Raw genomic sequence first — 14,354 nt, 5'->3', positions numbered from 1 at the left:
CTCAGCGTAGTTGGTCCTTCAGGAACAACCAGGTAATCAAGGTCGCATCCGGCCCCTTCGGGTCAGTGAACGGCAGGCCTGACTGGCTGCCGCTCCAGGCATGCCCCATCCCGTGCACGAGATAGTCCTGGACCAGGGTCTTGCCGCCGTAGGTGTAGTTCTTGACCGTGTACGCGCGTCCACCCGGAACCTGGCCTGCGATGGTGCTGGTCGGCACGTACTTGACCGAATCATTGTCCAGCCCGTCATCAGCAAGATCGTTGGTCTGCAGGAACTGACGCACCGCCTGCTGGCCGTTGACCGGGTTGACCGTGGCATCGGCGCTGCCATGGAACACCAGCACCGGCAACGGGCGCGGCGACGGCGAGCCGGAGCACTGCCAGGCAAGCTTGCCATTGCTCTCCGGCGAATAGATGCTGCCCGCCAACAACGCATAGGCGCTGCCAGATATGGTGGTTGCGCCCTTGTACATGCCGCCGGAATGGATGGCACCGGCAGCGAACACGTCCGAATAGCAGGCCAGCATGATCGAGGTCATCGCACCGCCAGCGGAAATGCCAGTGACATACACCCGGCGCGGATCGACCGCGTAGCCGGCCTTCACCGCATCGACTATCCCGGCCAGGATTGAAGCCTCACCGCTTCCACGCGCCTGGTTGATCGGCAGCTGCCAGTTCCAGCAGCGCGTCGGGTTGGAGGTAACGTTCTGCCGCGGATAGACCACGATGAAGCCTTCGACATCGGCGACATCATTGAAGCCCGAGGCTTCGCCCATCAGGTTGGGCCCGTTGACGCAGCCATGCAGTACCAGCAGCACCGGCAATGGCTTGCCTGCCTCATAGCCCGCCGGCACCCATACCTGGTACTCGCGGGCGCCGAAAAGGTTGCCGTACACACCGAAATCCCAATGGCCTGCAGCGCTTTGCGCGAACGCGCTGCCCGCCGCCAGCCAGCTGCACAGCAGCAGTACAACAGCCTTGATTGAAACGATTCCAGATTTCATAGCCAGATCCTCATGCGTGAGTCGTGGATGAAGTCGTACCGGAAATCCTCGTGGACCAGCCTTCCAGAGGGTGTTGCGACGCCGCTGTCAAACCCAGCCGGTGGCGTAATAGATGCCGATCACCACGAACACCGCCAGGGTCTTGATGATGGTCACGGCGAAAATATCCTTGTAGGCTTGGCGATGGGTCAGCCCGGTCACCATCAGCAAGGTGATGACGGCACCGTTGTGCGGCAGGCTGTCCATGCCGCCAGAGGCCATCGAGGCAACCCGGTGCAGCACTTCCATCGGAATGCCGGCTGCCTGCGCGTTCTCGATGAAGGTCTCCGACATCGCCGCCAGAGCGATACTCATGCCGCCCGAGGCGGAGCCGGTGACACCGGCCAGTCCAGTCACGGTAACGGCTTCATGCATCAGCGGGTCCTTGATCGAGCCCAGGGCATTGGCTACCACCATGAAGCCCGGCAATGCAGCAATCACTGCGCCAAAGCCATACTCCGAGGCAGTGTTCATCGCGGCCAACAAGGCGCCACTGATCGCGGTCTTGGTGCCATCGGCAAACTGGGTCACGACCGGCCGCCAGGCCAAGACCATCACCGACAGGATGCCAACCAGCAACGCCCCCTCCACCGCCCAGATCGCAGCTATCTTCGGCACCTCCTGCACCACCGGCGCCGACTTGCCGAGGATGGACGGCACGAAGCTGTGCTCGGCGCCATACCAATGCGGAATGCCCAGGGTGAACAGCTTGTTCGATACGAACACCAGCAGCAGCGGCAACACCGCAATACCCGCATGCGCCAGGTTGGTGCCGGTAAACGGCACCGGCTCGTTGACCAACGTCGCCGGATCGCCATAGCCCTCACCGTTGCGCACGGCAACACGGCGGCGCCATTCCAGGTAGGCCATGCCCACCGCCAGCACGAAGATGCTGCCAAGGATGCCGAGCACCGGTGCGGCCCAGGTATCGGTGCCGAAGAACGTGGTCGGAATGATGTTCTGGATCTGCGGCGTACCCGGCAACGCATCCATGGTGAAGCTGAAACCGCCCACCGCCAGCGTCGCTGGAATCAGCCGCTTGGGGATATTGCTCTGGCGGAACATCTCGGCAGCAAACGGGTAGACCGCGAACACCACCACGAACAACGAAACCCCGCCGTAAGTGAGCAGGCCGGATACCAGCACGATGGACAGCATCGCCCGTTGCGGGCCGAACAGGCGGATCGCCGCGCCAACAATCGACTTGGAAAACCCGGACAGCTCGATCAGCTTGCCGAACACCGCACCCAGCAGGAACACCGGGAAGTACAGTTTCAGGAAGCCGACCATCTTGTCCATGAACAAGCCGGTGAACATCGGCGCCACCAGCGACGGGTCGGTCAGCAACACCGCGCCGAGCGCGGCGATCGGCGCGAACAGGATCACGCTGTAACCGCGGTAGGCCACCAGCATGAGGAAACCCAGCGCTGCAAGTACGATCAGTAACGACATACGGCGCTTCCGAGTGGAGAGGCGCCCAGTATCCTGATCTGATGGCCGCTGCCGACTGGACCTAGGTCCACTCGCTGGTGCACACCTGCGTCGCTAGCCTTGGCTCCGAGGGTGGCATGCGGCCATCTACAACGCACTTGCCTGGGGAGGACCGAATGAAGCGGAATTGTTTGAGCCTGATGATCGGCGCGCTGTTGGCCTCCGGGCCGGTATTGGCACAGGAAGCACAACCGGCTGCGGCGACGGAGGGCAAGGCCGCTTCGGCCACCAACCTGGACAGCATCACCGTCACCGCGCGCAAGCGCGAGGAAACCCTGCAGGAAGTGCCGGTCGCGGTCACCGCCTTCACCTCCGAAGCGCTGGACAAGTTGAACGTGCAGGACATCGCCGATCTCGACTCACAGGTACCCAACCTGACCATCTACGCGGCGCGCGGCGCCAGCAGCACGGTCACCGCCTACATCCGCGGCGTCGGCCAGTCCGATCCCACCTGGGGCGCGGACCCGGGCGTGGGCATTTATCTGGATGACGTCTACATCGCGCGCCCGCAGGGTGCCCTGTTGGACGTGTTCGACGTCTCACGCATCGAAGTACTGCGCGGCCCGCAGGGCACGTTGTACGGCAAGAACACCATTGGCGGCGCGATCAAGTACATCTCGCGCGGCCTGCCCACGCAGGTCGAGGGCTATGCCCAGGTCACCGCCGGAAACTACAACCAGCTTGATGCCAAGGCCGCCATCGGCGGCCCGCTGGGCGGCGCCGACAGCGGCCTGCGCGGACGCATCGCCGTGGCCAGCATGAACCGCGACGGCTTCGGCGAGAACACGCTGACCGGCCAGCCGATCAGCGACAAGCAGATCAATGCCGCACGCCTGAACCTTGGCGCCTATGCAGGCGACGACTTCGATGTGCAGTTCGCCCTGGACTGGATCGATGACCAGTCCGGCATGCGTGGTTCGAAGATGCTGGCACCGAACCCGTTCACCCCGGCCTACCCGCCGATGGATGACCGCTACGACATCCGCTCGGGCATGCAGAACCTCAACAGCGTCGAGACCAAGGGCGCCTCGGCCACGGTGAACTGGCGTCCCAACGACGACATCGCACTGAAGTACGTGGTCGCCAAGCGCGAATCGGACAGCCACTCCAACATCGACTTCGACACCACGCCGGTCAAGCTGGCCGATGTCGGCGGCTTCTACGAGGACAACCAGGTCAGCAACGAGCTGCAGTTGAACTACGACGCCGGCGGCCGAGTACGCGGCGTGGTTGGCCTGTACCAGTTCAGTGGCGAGGCCGGTGGCCAGATCCGCAACAACTTCTTCAACCTGCAGTTCGGCGATACCCGCGGCAAGGTGCTGACCGACAGCATCGCGCTGTATGCCGACTGGACCTTCGACCTGACCAACAAGCTCAAGCTCGATGTCGGCGCCCGCTACACCGACGAGGACAAGCGCGCCATCGTATTGAACCGCTTCTACTCGGACGCGACCTTCAGCCGCCCGATCGCAGTTGCAGCCGATTTCGACAAGACCACCAATTTCAAGAACGTTTCGCCGAAGGTGTCGCTGGATTACCAGATCACCCCGGACATCATGGTCTATGGCCTGGCCACGCGTGGCTTCAAGTCCGGCGGTTACAACATCCGTGCCAATGCCGTGGCGGTACCGCGCTCGGCCGAGCCGTTCGACGACGAGACCGTCGACAGCTTCGAGATCGGCAGCAAGATGGGCTTCCTCGACTCGCGCCTGTTCCTGAACCTGTCGGCCTTCCACAACAAGTACAAGGACATCCAGCTGTCGGTGTTCACCGGCATCGATACCAATGGTGACGGCGTCAACGATGCCTTCTTCGGCGACTTCACCAATGCCGGCAAGGGCACCGTCAACGGCCTGGAAATCGAGTACCAGTTCCTGCCCACCGCCAACTGGCTGATCTCCGGCAACCTGGCCTGGCTGGACACCAAGTACGACGAGTACATGGACCGTGGCGTCAACGTCGCCGACCAGATGAAGTTCACCAATGCACCGGATTTCTCGGGTGCGCTGAACGTCGAATACCGCACCGAGCTGGCCAATGGCAGCAACCTGTCCGCCCGCGTGGGTTACAGCTACCAGAGCGAAGTATGGCCAACCACCGACCTGAGCCCGGTGATCAAGCAGGACGGCTACGGGCTGGTCAATGCCGGCGTGATCTGGAAGCTCAATGACGCCTGGACCTTCTCGCTGCAGGGCACCAACCTGGCCGACAAGGAATACCGCACCACCGGCTACAACATTCCGGCGGTCGGCACCCTCATCGGTTTCTATGGCCCGCCGCGCCAGTACAGTCTCAGCGTCCGCTACGATTTCTAGGAAACACCTGCATGACCCAGTCTTACGATGATCTGTACTGGAGCAGCAACGATGGCCTGCGCCTGCACGCGCGCGACCATGCACCGGCCGCGGGGCAATCGCCCCGCGGCACGGTGGTCTGCATTCCCGGCCTGACCCGCAATGCCGCTGATTTCGATGCGCTGGCCAAAACGCTGGCTGATGTCGGCTGGCGCGTGCTTGCGGTCGACCTGCGCGGCCGTGCGGGTTCGGCACGTGCGCCCGACCCGACCAGCTACAACCCGCGCACCTACGCCGACGACATGGTGGCGCTACTGCGTTCGCAGAACATCGCCAAGGCGGTGTTCATCGGCACCTCACTGGGCGTGCTGGTCACCATCACCCTGGCCTCGCGTGCACCGGAGCTGATCGCAGCAGCGGTGCTCAACGACGCCGGCCCTAAGGTGCCACGCGAAGCCCTGGCGCGGATCGGCAAGTACGCCGGCAAGCCACTGCCACCGATGGATCTGGATCAGGCAGCTGCCTACGCCGAATCCATCGGCAAAGCATCCTTCCCGCGCTTCACCGCCGAAGACTGGCGGGCGATGGCCTCGCGCAGCTTCCGCCAGCGCGACGATGGGCTGCTGGAACTGGACTATGACCCAGCCATCATCCGCACCACCCGGCCGTGGGTGCTGTGGCTGCTGCGGCCGGTGCTGTGGCGCGCGGTGCGCGGACTGACCGCGCGGGTGCCTGTGCTGGTGGTGCGTGGTGCGTTGTCGGACATCCTGCCGGCCGATGTCGCCCAGCAGATGGCGGCTACGTCGCCAAACGCCAGCCTGGTCGTCGTGCCGGATGTTGGTCACGCACCGACGTTGTCCGAGCCCGAGGCGCGTGATGCGATCCTGGCCTTGCTTGGACGCCTGCAATGAGCGGCGGTGACACGACCCGGGAATTGCCGGAAGCCCTGCAGGCATTGCAGCAATGGGCCGCAAGCGAACGCCTTGGCAGGTCCACCCACATCGCGCAGGCGCGCATCGACGCCTTCGCCGAGGCCACCGGTGACCACAACTGGATCCACGTTGATCCGGTCCGTGCGCAGGCAGGTTTGCCGGGCGGGACGACCATCGCCCATGGCTTCCTGCTGCTCTCGCTCACGGTCGAAGAAGATGTAGCCGCCCTGGTCGGCTTTCCCGGCATCGCCCACGTACTGAACTACGGTTTGAACAAGGTGCGCTTTCTGGCGCCGGTTCCCAGCGGCTCCGACATCCGCGTACGCTCACGCTTGGTTTCACTGGAACCGCGCCAGCCCGGGCAATGGCTGCTGACCCAGCACAAGAGCGTGGAACTGCAGCCCGGCGGCGAGGTGGCGTTGGCCGCCGAGCAGCTGTCACTGGTCGTGATCGCGCCCTGACGAATACCCGCACGGCAAGCAGCCGGCCGGCATCCAGCACGCCGGCCACGGTTCTCTCTACACTGGAGCGATGTTGACGCCCTCCATCGTCCTGTTCGCCTGCATCGCGTGGACCGTGCTGCTGTTCGGCGTTGCCCTGTGGGGCGAGCGCCAGGGCCACCGCCTCGGCAGGATCTGGCCAGCCATCTATGCGCTGTCACTGGCCGTGCACTGCACCGCGTGGACGTATTACGGCGCCGCTTCGCAAGGCGTGCAATGGGGCTTCCCGATTCCGCCGACCTTGATCGGCATGGCACTGATCTTCGCTTTTGGCCTGCCCTTCCTCGCGCGCCTGGGCAGGCTGGCCAAGCAGCACAACAGCGCCACCATCGCCGACCTGGTGGTTGCACGACTGCGCACCGACCAAGGCTTGGGCATCACCATCACCCTGGTGGCGCTGCTGGGCATCATTCCCTACATCGCCCTGCAGCTCAAAGCCGTTGGGCAGGGATTGGCCGCACTGCTCGGTGACCAGTTCGCCGCCAGCGGCTGGCAGCTGGACGTGTCGTTCTGGTTCGCACTGACAATGGCGGCCTTCACCATGCTGTTCGGCGCGCGCAAGGCCTCTGCCACCGAGCACAACCGCGGCATCGTGGTCGCGCTGGGCCTGGAGTCGCTGCTCAAGCTCGCGGCACTGCTGGCGATTGGCCTGTATGCAGCGGTATCCGTGCAGCAGGCAGGCACGCCGTTGCTGGAGAAGATGGCGCATCTGCCGCCGCCAGCGGTAATCCCCGATTTCCTGACCATGGTCGCGCTGGGTGCGATGGCGGCATTCACCCTGCCCCATCAGTTCCATGTCGGCGTCGTCGAGCTGCGCCAGTCCTCTGATCTGAAGACCGCACGCTGGCTGTTCCCGCTCTACCTGCTGCTGATTGGCCTGCCGTCGGTGCCGATGGCCTTGTCCGGTGCTGCACAACTGCCGGCGTCGGTATCGCCGGATCTGTACGTACTGGCCTTGCCGCAGGAACGCGGCCACCACCTGCTGGCGCTGCTTGCCTACCTGGGCAGCCTGAGCGCAGCCACCGGCATGATGATCCTGTCCGGCCTGACCTTGTCGATCATGCTCGGCAACCACGGCTTTGGTTCGCATCTGCTCGGCGGCATGAACAGCGGCGGCAACGATGCCGGTGCCGACCTGCGCCCGCGCGTGCTGGCCTTCCGTCGCGCCGGCATCCTCGCTGTGTTCCTGATGTCGTGGCTGTACAGCCGCGCGATGAGCGGTACCGAAGCGCTGAGCGATTTCGGGCTGATGTCGTTCACCGCCCTGTCGCAGCTGGCACCGGCAGTGCTGCTGGCGGTGTATCGGCCGCGCACACCCTCGCCCGCGATCATGGCCGGCATCGTGTTGGGTTCGCTGGTCTGGCTGTGGCTGGTATTGCTGCCGATGGTGATACCTGCACCGGATCCAGCCGTGGGCAGCGAAGGTTTGCATTGGCTGGCGCTGTTCTCGCTGCGCATGCAGCCCGGCCACATCGCCATCAGCATGGGCGCCAGCCTGGCGGTCAACCTGATCACCGTTGCGCTGGTGTCACGCGCGATCCGCCCTTCGCTACCGCTGCAACGCGATGCGGTAGCCGCTGCCTCATTGCGCAAGACCGCCGGCCGCTTCCTCGGCCAGGAACGCGCACGGCAGCTGATGGACGGGCATGCCGGGCAGATGCTGGATGACGACCGGGTCACCGCCATCGAACGTGAACTCACCGCCGTGGTCGGCGCCGGCATGGCACGGCTGCTGGTCGAGGCCGCGCGTGATGGCGGCGCTGCGCCGCTGGATGCGGTTACCCGCGCCGTCGGTGAAGCGACGCAGGCACTGCGTTTCAACCAGCGCCTGCTGGAAGCCGCATTGGAAAACATGAGCCAGGGCATCAGCGTGGTTGATGCCCAGCTGCAGCTGGTGGCCTGGAACAGCCGTTATGCCGCGCTGTTCAAGTTCCCGCCCGAACTGCTGCAGGTCGGGCAGCCGGTCGCCAACCTGACCGCATGGGCGCTGGGCGAACTGAAGATCGGCGAGGCCCCGGGTGACAACGTCGGCAAGGCGCTGAACCGTCGCATCGCGCATATGCGCCGTGGCACGCCGCATCTGTCCGAACGCATCTTCCCCGACAACACCATCGTCGAAATCCGTGGCAACCCGATGCCCGGCGGCGGCTACGTCGCCACCTTCACCGATGTCACCGCCTTCCGCATGGCCGAGGATGCGCTCAAGCGCAGTAACGAGACCCTGGAGCTGCGCGTGCAGGACCGCACCGCTCGGCTGGAACAGGCCGTGCACGAAGCAGAGCGCGCGAACGTGGCCAAGACCCGCTTCCTCACCGCGGTCGGCCACGATCTGATCCAGCCCCTGCACGCCGCACAGCTGCTCACCGATGCGATGTCGCAGCACATCGAATCGGAATTCCTGGACAGCTTCCTGCGCCAGATCCGCGGCGCCCTGGATTCCACCGATGATCTGCTGTCTGGCCTGCTGGACATATCGCGACTGGAAGCCGGTGGACTGGTCGCCGATCCGCGCCCGTTCGCCTTGTCGACCGTACTTGATCCCTTGGCACAGGAATTCGCCGTGTTGGCGGCCGCGCGCGGCCTGCAGTTCCGCTACGTGCGCAGCCGCGTCTGGGTACACAGCGATCCGCTGTTGCTGCGCCGCGTGCTACAGAACTTCCTCGCCAACGCCATCCGCTACACCCGCAGTGGTGGCGTGCTGCTCGGCGTGCGTCGCCACGGCGAAAAGCTGGCAATCGGCGTGCACGACAGCGGCCCAGGTATCACGCCCGAACAACAGAGCGTGGTGTTCGAGGAATTCCATCGCGGCGACCGCAGCAACGGCCAGGGCCTCGGCCTTGGCCTGGCGATTGCGCACCGTATCGCCGGCCTGCTGCATGCGCCGTTGGGCCTGCACAGCGTGGTCAACCGCGGCTCGGCGTTCTCCATCACCGTGTCACGGGCAACGCCGCCGCCGGCAACACGCAATGAACTACCTGCCGCTGGCAACAGCACCATCAAGGGCACCCGGGTGCTGGTGGTCGACAACGATGCCGATGCGCTGCAGGCGATGCGGCAGATGCTGTTGGCCTGGGGCTGCGAGGTGATCGCCTACAGCGACGGCAAGGACATCGATGCATCCGCACACGAAGCGGACCTATGGTTGTTCGATTACCACCTTGATGACGGCGATACCGGCGTCCAACTGTGGAAGCGGCTGGATGGCGCGCGCCGGCAGCGCCCCACCGTGATCCTCAGCGCAGACACCGGCAGCGATACGCGCGAGGCGGTGCGCGAAGTCGGGCTGTCGCTGTTGAACAAGCCGTTCAAGCCACTGGCGCTGCGCTGGGCGATCAACCACCTGCTGGCAACCCGCAGCACGGTCGAGGGCTGATACCGCAGACGCCGTTGAACCGGCCGGCCGCAGGCCGCGCCGCAGCTCAGGCGTCCTGTGTCTCTTCGATCTGCCGCGATGGATCGTTCAGGCCCATTTCGTGCAGCACGCGGATCGCCTGCGCGCGGTTGCGCACGCCCAGCCGGCCCATGATGCGGGTCATATGCGCCTTGACCGTACGCAGCTGCACACCAAGGCGATCGGCGATCTGCTTGTTGAGCAGGCCTTCGGCGACCAGGCTCAATACCTTGTACTGGTGCGCGGACAGGCTGGACAGGCGCGCAGCCAGATCGGCGTCCTTGCTGAAGGGCGCAACCCGGGCAACGGTTTCGCGCAGCATCGCCGGTATCCAGCGCTCGCCATCGAGCACGGTCTGCAGGGCCTGCTGCAGGTCCACCAGCCCCGAGCTCTTGGGCAGGTAGCCGGCAGCACCAAGGTCGATGGCGCGGCGGATCACATGCGGCTCTTCATTGGCCGAGACGATGATGATCGCCAGCCCGGGTTGGAGGGCGCGGATCGTCGCCAGACCGGCAAGACCATGGTTGCCCGGCATATGCAGGTCCAGCAGCATCAGGTCGATCTGCTCGCTCTCGATCGCTTCCAGCACGCTGTCCAGCGAATCGGCCTCGCTGATCTGCAGGTCATCAACCGCCTCTTCGGCCGCGCGATGCAAGGCGGCGCGGAACAAGGGGTGGTCGTCGGCAATGAGCAGGGTCGGCATGTCCAGGCGAGGTTAGCAAATTAGCCAGCTACCGGGCACGGGTACCTAGGTACGCTGGCACATACACACTGGCTTGTTAGTGTGTGGCAATGAACATCCCCCGCCCCGTTACCCTGCTTTGCGCCGCGCTGCCGCTGTTGGGCTGCGTTTCCGTCGCCACTGCCGCCAAGCGCGCCGCGAGTGCTGCGGCTCCAACGTTCGAGCAATGGCGCGAAACCGAGCACCGCGGCAGCGATGATCTGCTGACCGCTGGCCTGGGACTCGATGGCCTGCGCGCCACCACCGCACCGGCATTCGCCAGCGCGGCCCAGCCGACCGCCGAAGAAACCCGCCGCCGCGCGATCTGGAGCAGCTGGCGCGGCATCGCCGACCTCACCCCCGGCGGCGGCTTCGGCGATGTCTACGGCAATCTGAAGGCTGCGCCAGGCCGGGAGTTCTCTGCCTATGCGCGCATCCCCGGCGCCCGCCAGCCGCATCGCGTGCTGGTGCAGGTTCCCGACAATTTCGTCCCAGCAAAGCGCTGCCTGGTAGCGGCGGCCTCCTCCGGCTCGCGCGGCATCTATGGCGCGATTTCGGTCGCCGGCAGCTGGGGCTTGGCCCACGGTTGCGCGGTCGCATATACCGACAAGGGCACCGGCAGCGACTATTACGACCTGGATGCCAGGAGCGGCTTCCAGGCCGACGGCACGCCTGCGACGCAAGGCGCACTGGCGTTCGCTCCAACCGATGCCAAAGCCACGCATGGCATCGCCTTCAAACACGCCCATTCCGGTGACAACCCGGAAGCAGACTGGGGCCAACATCTTCTGCAGGCGCTGCAGTTCGGCCTGCAGGCACTGGATCGCGCCTATCCGCAATCGGCACCGTTCACCCCGGCCAATACGCGCACGCTGGGCGCAGGTGTTTCCAATGGCGGTGGCGCGGTACTGCGTGCGGCGGAGATCGAGGGCGACTGGTTCGATGCGATGGTCGCAGGCGAGCCGAATGTCTCGGTAGCCGACGCACCACCGCTCTACGACTTCGTCACCCAATCCGCACTGTTGATGCCCTGCGCGCTGCTTGCGCTGGATGATCTGCCGCAACCACCGATGCAGGCACAGGCAGCACCGGCATGGACGCAGCGCTGTGCCGTCCTGAAATCGGCCGGGCTGGTGCACGGCGATGACACCGCCGCACAGGCACAGTCGGCGCGCCAGCAACTCGCCGACGCGGGGCTCAGCGATGGCGCGCTGCGCGCCGGTGCGTTCTCGACCGGTTTCGACCTGTGGCGTGCAATCGCGGTGACCTATGCCTCGGCCTATGGTCGCTACGGCGCCGGCGAATACCCCTGCGCCTACAGCTATTCCGCTGTCGGTGCGGACGGCAAGCCTGTTCCTGCCGCCGCCGAGCTGCGTGCAAGCTGGTGGAGCGAAGGCAGCGGCATTCCACCGGGCAGTGGCGTTGTGCTGGTGGACGGCAATGCCGCCCAGTCGGCGGAGGATCCGCTGCGCGGGCTGAACTGCCTGCGTGCACTCGGCCTGGGTGACAGCGCCGATGCCAAGCGCGTGCGCGCCGGCATCGCGGATGCTGCCGCCAAGGCGCCGCGTCGCGGCCTGCCAATCGTCGTCATCCACGGCACCGACGACGGGCTGGTGCCGATCAGCATGACCAGCGACCGCTATGTGCCGCTTGCACGCAAGGCTGGCGCGCAGATCGCCTACTGGCGGGTGAGCAATGGCCAGCACTTCGACTCGCTGCTGGCCTTCCCGGATTACCGCAAGCGCTATGTGCCGTTGCTGCCTTATATGTTCGCGGCAATGGATCAGATGTGGGATCACCTCGAGAATCCAACGCACGCCCTGCCGCAGGATGCCTTGATCCAGCCGACCCCACGTGCGGAAGCGCCGTTGCAGCGCGCGCAGCTGTCCATTCCCGCAACCTCCGGCCGCTGACCCGCTGGCAACCAGGATATACAGATGTCATTCGCAGCCGACGCAAGCTCCGCCGAATCCAGCGCCTACGCCTACCCGCTGCTGATCAAGCAGCTGCTGCATACACCACTGGCGGTAAATCCCGATCAGGAGATCGTCTACGGCGACAGGGTCCGCTTCAACTACCGCACCCTGCAGGCGCGCATCGGCCAACTCGCCGGACTGCTGACCTCGCTGGGAGTCAAACCCGGCGACACCGTGGCGGTGATGGACTGGGACAGCAACCGCTACCTTGAAAGCTATTTCGCGGTGCCGATGATCGGCGCGGTGCTGATGACGGTGAACATCCGCCTGGCCCCGGAACAGATCGCCTACACCCTGAACCACAGCGGCGCGCGCGTCATCCTGGCCAACCGCGAGTTCCTGCCGGTGCTGGAGAGCATCGACGAACAGCTGCCGGACCTGCGCACACGGGTGCTGCTGGACGATGAAGCAGGCCCGCTGCCCGCCGGTTTCACCACCGAGTACGAAGCCGGTCTGCGCGGCGCCGAGCCGGTCCGCAACTTCCCGGACTTCGACGAGAACACCCGCGCCACCATGTTCTATACGACCGGCACCACCGGTCTGCCCAAGGGCGTGTTCTTCAGCCATCGCCAGCTTGTCCTGCATTCGCTGGCGGCGATGGCGGCACTGGGCAGTGCGCCCAAGCAGGGACGGCTGCACCGCGAAGATGTCTACATGCCGATCACCCCGATGTTCCATGTGCACGCCTGGGGCATGCCGTATGTGGCCACACTTATGGGCATCAAGCAGGTTTATCCCGGCCGCTACCTGCCTGGCAAACTGCTGGAACTGATCGCGCGCGAGAAGGTGACGTTCTCGCATTGCGTGCCGACCATCCTGCACATGCTGCTGGGCGATCCTGCCGCAGCAGACACCGATCTGCACAACTGGAAAGTCATCATCGGCGGTGCCGCACTTCCACGTGCCTTGGCACAACAGGCCTTGGCGCGCGGCATCGACATCTTCGGCGGCTATGGCATGTCCGAAACCTGCCCGCTGCTAACCCTCGCCCAGATCGATGTGGACGCACTGGCCGGCACGGATGAAGAACTGTCGCTTCGCACCAAGGCCGGCATACCGGTACCGCTGGTCGATCTGCGCATCGTCGATGAAGAGATGAGCGAGGTCGCCCGCGACGGCATTGCCACCGGCGAAGTGGTGGTGCGCGCGCCATGGCTTACCCAAGGCTATCTGCACAATCCAGAGGCTTCGGAAACCTTGTGGGCTGGTGGCTACCTGCATACCGGCGACATCGGCAACATCGACAGCGGCGGCTACCTGCGCGTCACCGACCGCATCAAGGACGTGATCAAGACCGGTGGCGAATGGATCTCCTCACTCGCGCTGGAGGACATCATCGCCATGCACCCGGCGGTCAACGAAGTCGCGGTGATCGGCATTGCCGATGCCAAGTGGGGCGAACGGCCGCTGCCCTTGGTGGTCAAGCGCGCAGGCGGCGAAGTCAGCGAAGCAGAGATCATCGAGCTGGTCGCCGCACGCAGCCGAGCAGGCGACATCTCCCGCTACGCGATACCCGACCGCGTCAGCTTCGTCGACGCGATAGAACGCACCAGCGTCGGCAAGATCAACAAGAAAAAACTACGCAGCCTGCATGATGCCCCGGGCAACTGATCCATGGAGCGCAGCCGCTATCCTTGGGTGATCTCGATATCACCCTTGCGCGACCAACTTCGATCAGGGCATTGATGACCTGTTGGAACGGCGCTTCTTACGACCGTAAGCCGTAGCATTTCGCTCGGCCACCAGCGATGCTGTACGGGCATGATTCGCCTGTGCGCAAAGCAACACTGGGCTGGAATCCACCGATACTGTTGGTGACCGAGTGAAACACGCCTGAGCTCAATACACATCAGTACGGGCTACAAGTCACCTGGCTCTTGCAGCGCAAGCAGTACATGCGAACCGAGACGCCAAGACAACAACTGCTTTTGCCACAGCTGCCTTCACACACACCCGGAACAACTTGTGTTTATCTTGGGTGGGGAAAGAATTTCATAGGGTCACCCC

At 64.7% G+C, this 14,354-nt stretch carries 9 protein-coding genes; 6 read left to right on the top strand and 3 right to left on the bottom strand.

The genetic code is table 11. From position 1 onward, the window contains the following. Position 1: 1 nt before the first annotated feature. Positions 2-1,003 carry an extracellular catalytic domain type 1 short-chain-length polyhydroxyalkanoate depolymerase gene (locus Q5Z11_RS06440; RefSeq protein WP_303749211.1) on the bottom strand — a complete coding sequence of 334 codons (1,002 nt, stop codon included), beginning with the start codon at positions 1,001-1,003 and terminating at the stop codon, positions 2-4. An 87-nt stretch (positions 1,004-1,090) separates the two neighbouring features. After that, the gene (locus Q5Z11_RS06435; RefSeq protein ID WP_303749210.1) at positions 1,091-2,494 is read right to left on the bottom strand and encodes a GntP family permease; all 1,404 of its coding nucleotides are present in this window, start codon (positions 2,492-2,494) and stop codon (positions 1,091-1,093) included. A gap of 155 nt (positions 2,495-2,649) precedes the next feature. Between Q5Z11_RS06435 and Q5Z11_RS06430 the strand changes: the two genes are divergently transcribed. The 4 genes from Q5Z11_RS06430 (at position 2,650) to Q5Z11_RS06415 (ending at position 9,632) form a co-directional block, all read left to right on the top strand. After that, the gene (locus Q5Z11_RS06430) at positions 2,650-4,848 is read left to right on the top strand and encodes a TonB-dependent receptor (protein ID WP_303749209.1); all 2,199 of its coding nucleotides are present in this window, start codon (positions 2,650-2,652) and stop codon (positions 4,846-4,848) included. Between the two features lie 11 nt (positions 4,849-4,859). Continuing rightward, positions 4,860-5,738 (top strand): alpha/beta fold hydrolase, encoded by an 879-nt coding sequence (locus tag Q5Z11_RS06425; RefSeq protein ID WP_303749208.1) that lies wholly within the window; start codon positions 4,860-4,862, stop codon positions 5,736-5,738. Continuing rightward, complete coding sequence (locus tag Q5Z11_RS06420) at positions 5,735-6,220, top strand: MaoC family dehydratase (protein ID WP_303749207.1); 486 nt, start codon at positions 5,735-5,737, stop codon at positions 6,218-6,220. The genes Q5Z11_RS06425 and Q5Z11_RS06420 overlap by 4 nt, the downstream gene beginning before the upstream one ends. Positions 6,221-6,290: 70 nt before the next feature. Further along, complete coding sequence (locus tag Q5Z11_RS06415) at positions 6,291-9,632, top strand: hybrid sensor histidine kinase/response regulator (protein ID WP_303749206.1); 3,342 nt, start codon at positions 6,291-6,293, stop codon at positions 9,630-9,632. A 46-nt stretch (positions 9,633-9,678) separates the two neighbouring features. On the opposite strand, the gene Q5Z11_RS06410 is transcribed toward Q5Z11_RS06415, so the two are convergent. Further along, entirely contained in the window at positions 9,679-10,353 is a 675-nt protein-coding gene (locus Q5Z11_RS06410; RefSeq protein WP_282270318.1) for a response regulator transcription factor, read from the bottom strand. Positions 10,354-10,442: 89 nt separating this feature from the next. Here Q5Z11_RS06410 and Q5Z11_RS06405 point away from each other — a divergent pair, with 89 nt between their 5' ends. Both Q5Z11_RS06405 and Q5Z11_RS06400 read left to right on the top strand, forming a co-directional pair. Then, positions 10,443-12,284, top strand: coding sequence for a 3-hydroxybutyrate oligomer hydrolase family protein (locus Q5Z11_RS06405; protein WP_303749205.1), 1,842 nt, complete (start codon positions 10,443-10,445; stop codon positions 12,282-12,284). 24 nt (positions 12,285-12,308) lie between these two features. Continuing rightward, complete coding sequence (locus tag Q5Z11_RS06400; protein WP_303749204.1) at positions 12,309-13,958, top strand: fatty acid--CoA ligase; 1,650 nt, start codon at positions 12,309-12,311, stop codon at positions 13,956-13,958. The last annotated feature ends 396 nt before the right edge of the window (positions 13,959-14,354 follow it).

Origin of the sequence: Stenotrophomonas sp. 610A2 (genome assembly GCF_030549615.1) — a bacterium.
GTDB classification, from domain to species: Bacteria; Pseudomonadota; Gammaproteobacteria; order Xanthomonadales; family Xanthomonadaceae; genus Stenotrophomonas; species Stenotrophomonas pigmentata.
Note: the sequence above shows the minus strand (reverse complement) of the source record. Positions and strands in the feature narration are given on the sequence as shown.

Coding starts and splice junctions, on each gene's coding strand:
- Q5Z11_RS06415 (WP_303749206.1), top strand. CDS start 6,291: ATGTTGACGCCCTCCATCGTCCTGTTCGCCTGCATCGCGTGGACCGTG.
- Q5Z11_RS06440 (WP_303749211.1), bottom strand. CDS start 1,003: ATGAAATCTGGAATCGTTTCAATCAAGGCTGTTGTACTGCTGCTGTGC.
- Q5Z11_RS06435 (WP_303749210.1), bottom strand. CDS start 2,494: ATGTCGTTACTGATCGTACTTGCAGCGCTGGGTTTCCTCATGCTGGTG.
- Q5Z11_RS06405 (WP_303749205.1), top strand. CDS start 10,443: ATGAACATCCCCCGCCCCGTTACCCTGCTTTGCGCCGCGCTGCCGCTG.
- Q5Z11_RS06410 (WP_282270318.1), bottom strand. CDS start 10,353: ATGCCGACCCTGCTCATTGCCGACGACCACCCCTTGTTCCGCGCCGCC.
- Q5Z11_RS06430 (WP_303749209.1), top strand. CDS start 2,650: ATGAAGCGGAATTGTTTGAGCCTGATGATCGGCGCGCTGTTGGCCTCC.
- Q5Z11_RS06400 (WP_303749204.1), top strand. CDS start 12,309: ATGTCATTCGCAGCCGACGCAAGCTCCGCCGAATCCAGCGCCTACGCC.
- Q5Z11_RS06425 (WP_303749208.1), top strand. CDS start 4,860: ATGACCCAGTCTTACGATGATCTGTACTGGAGCAGCAACGATGGCCTG.
- Q5Z11_RS06420 (WP_303749207.1), top strand. CDS start 5,735: ATGAGCGGCGGTGACACGACCCGGGAATTGCCGGAAGCCCTGCAGGCA.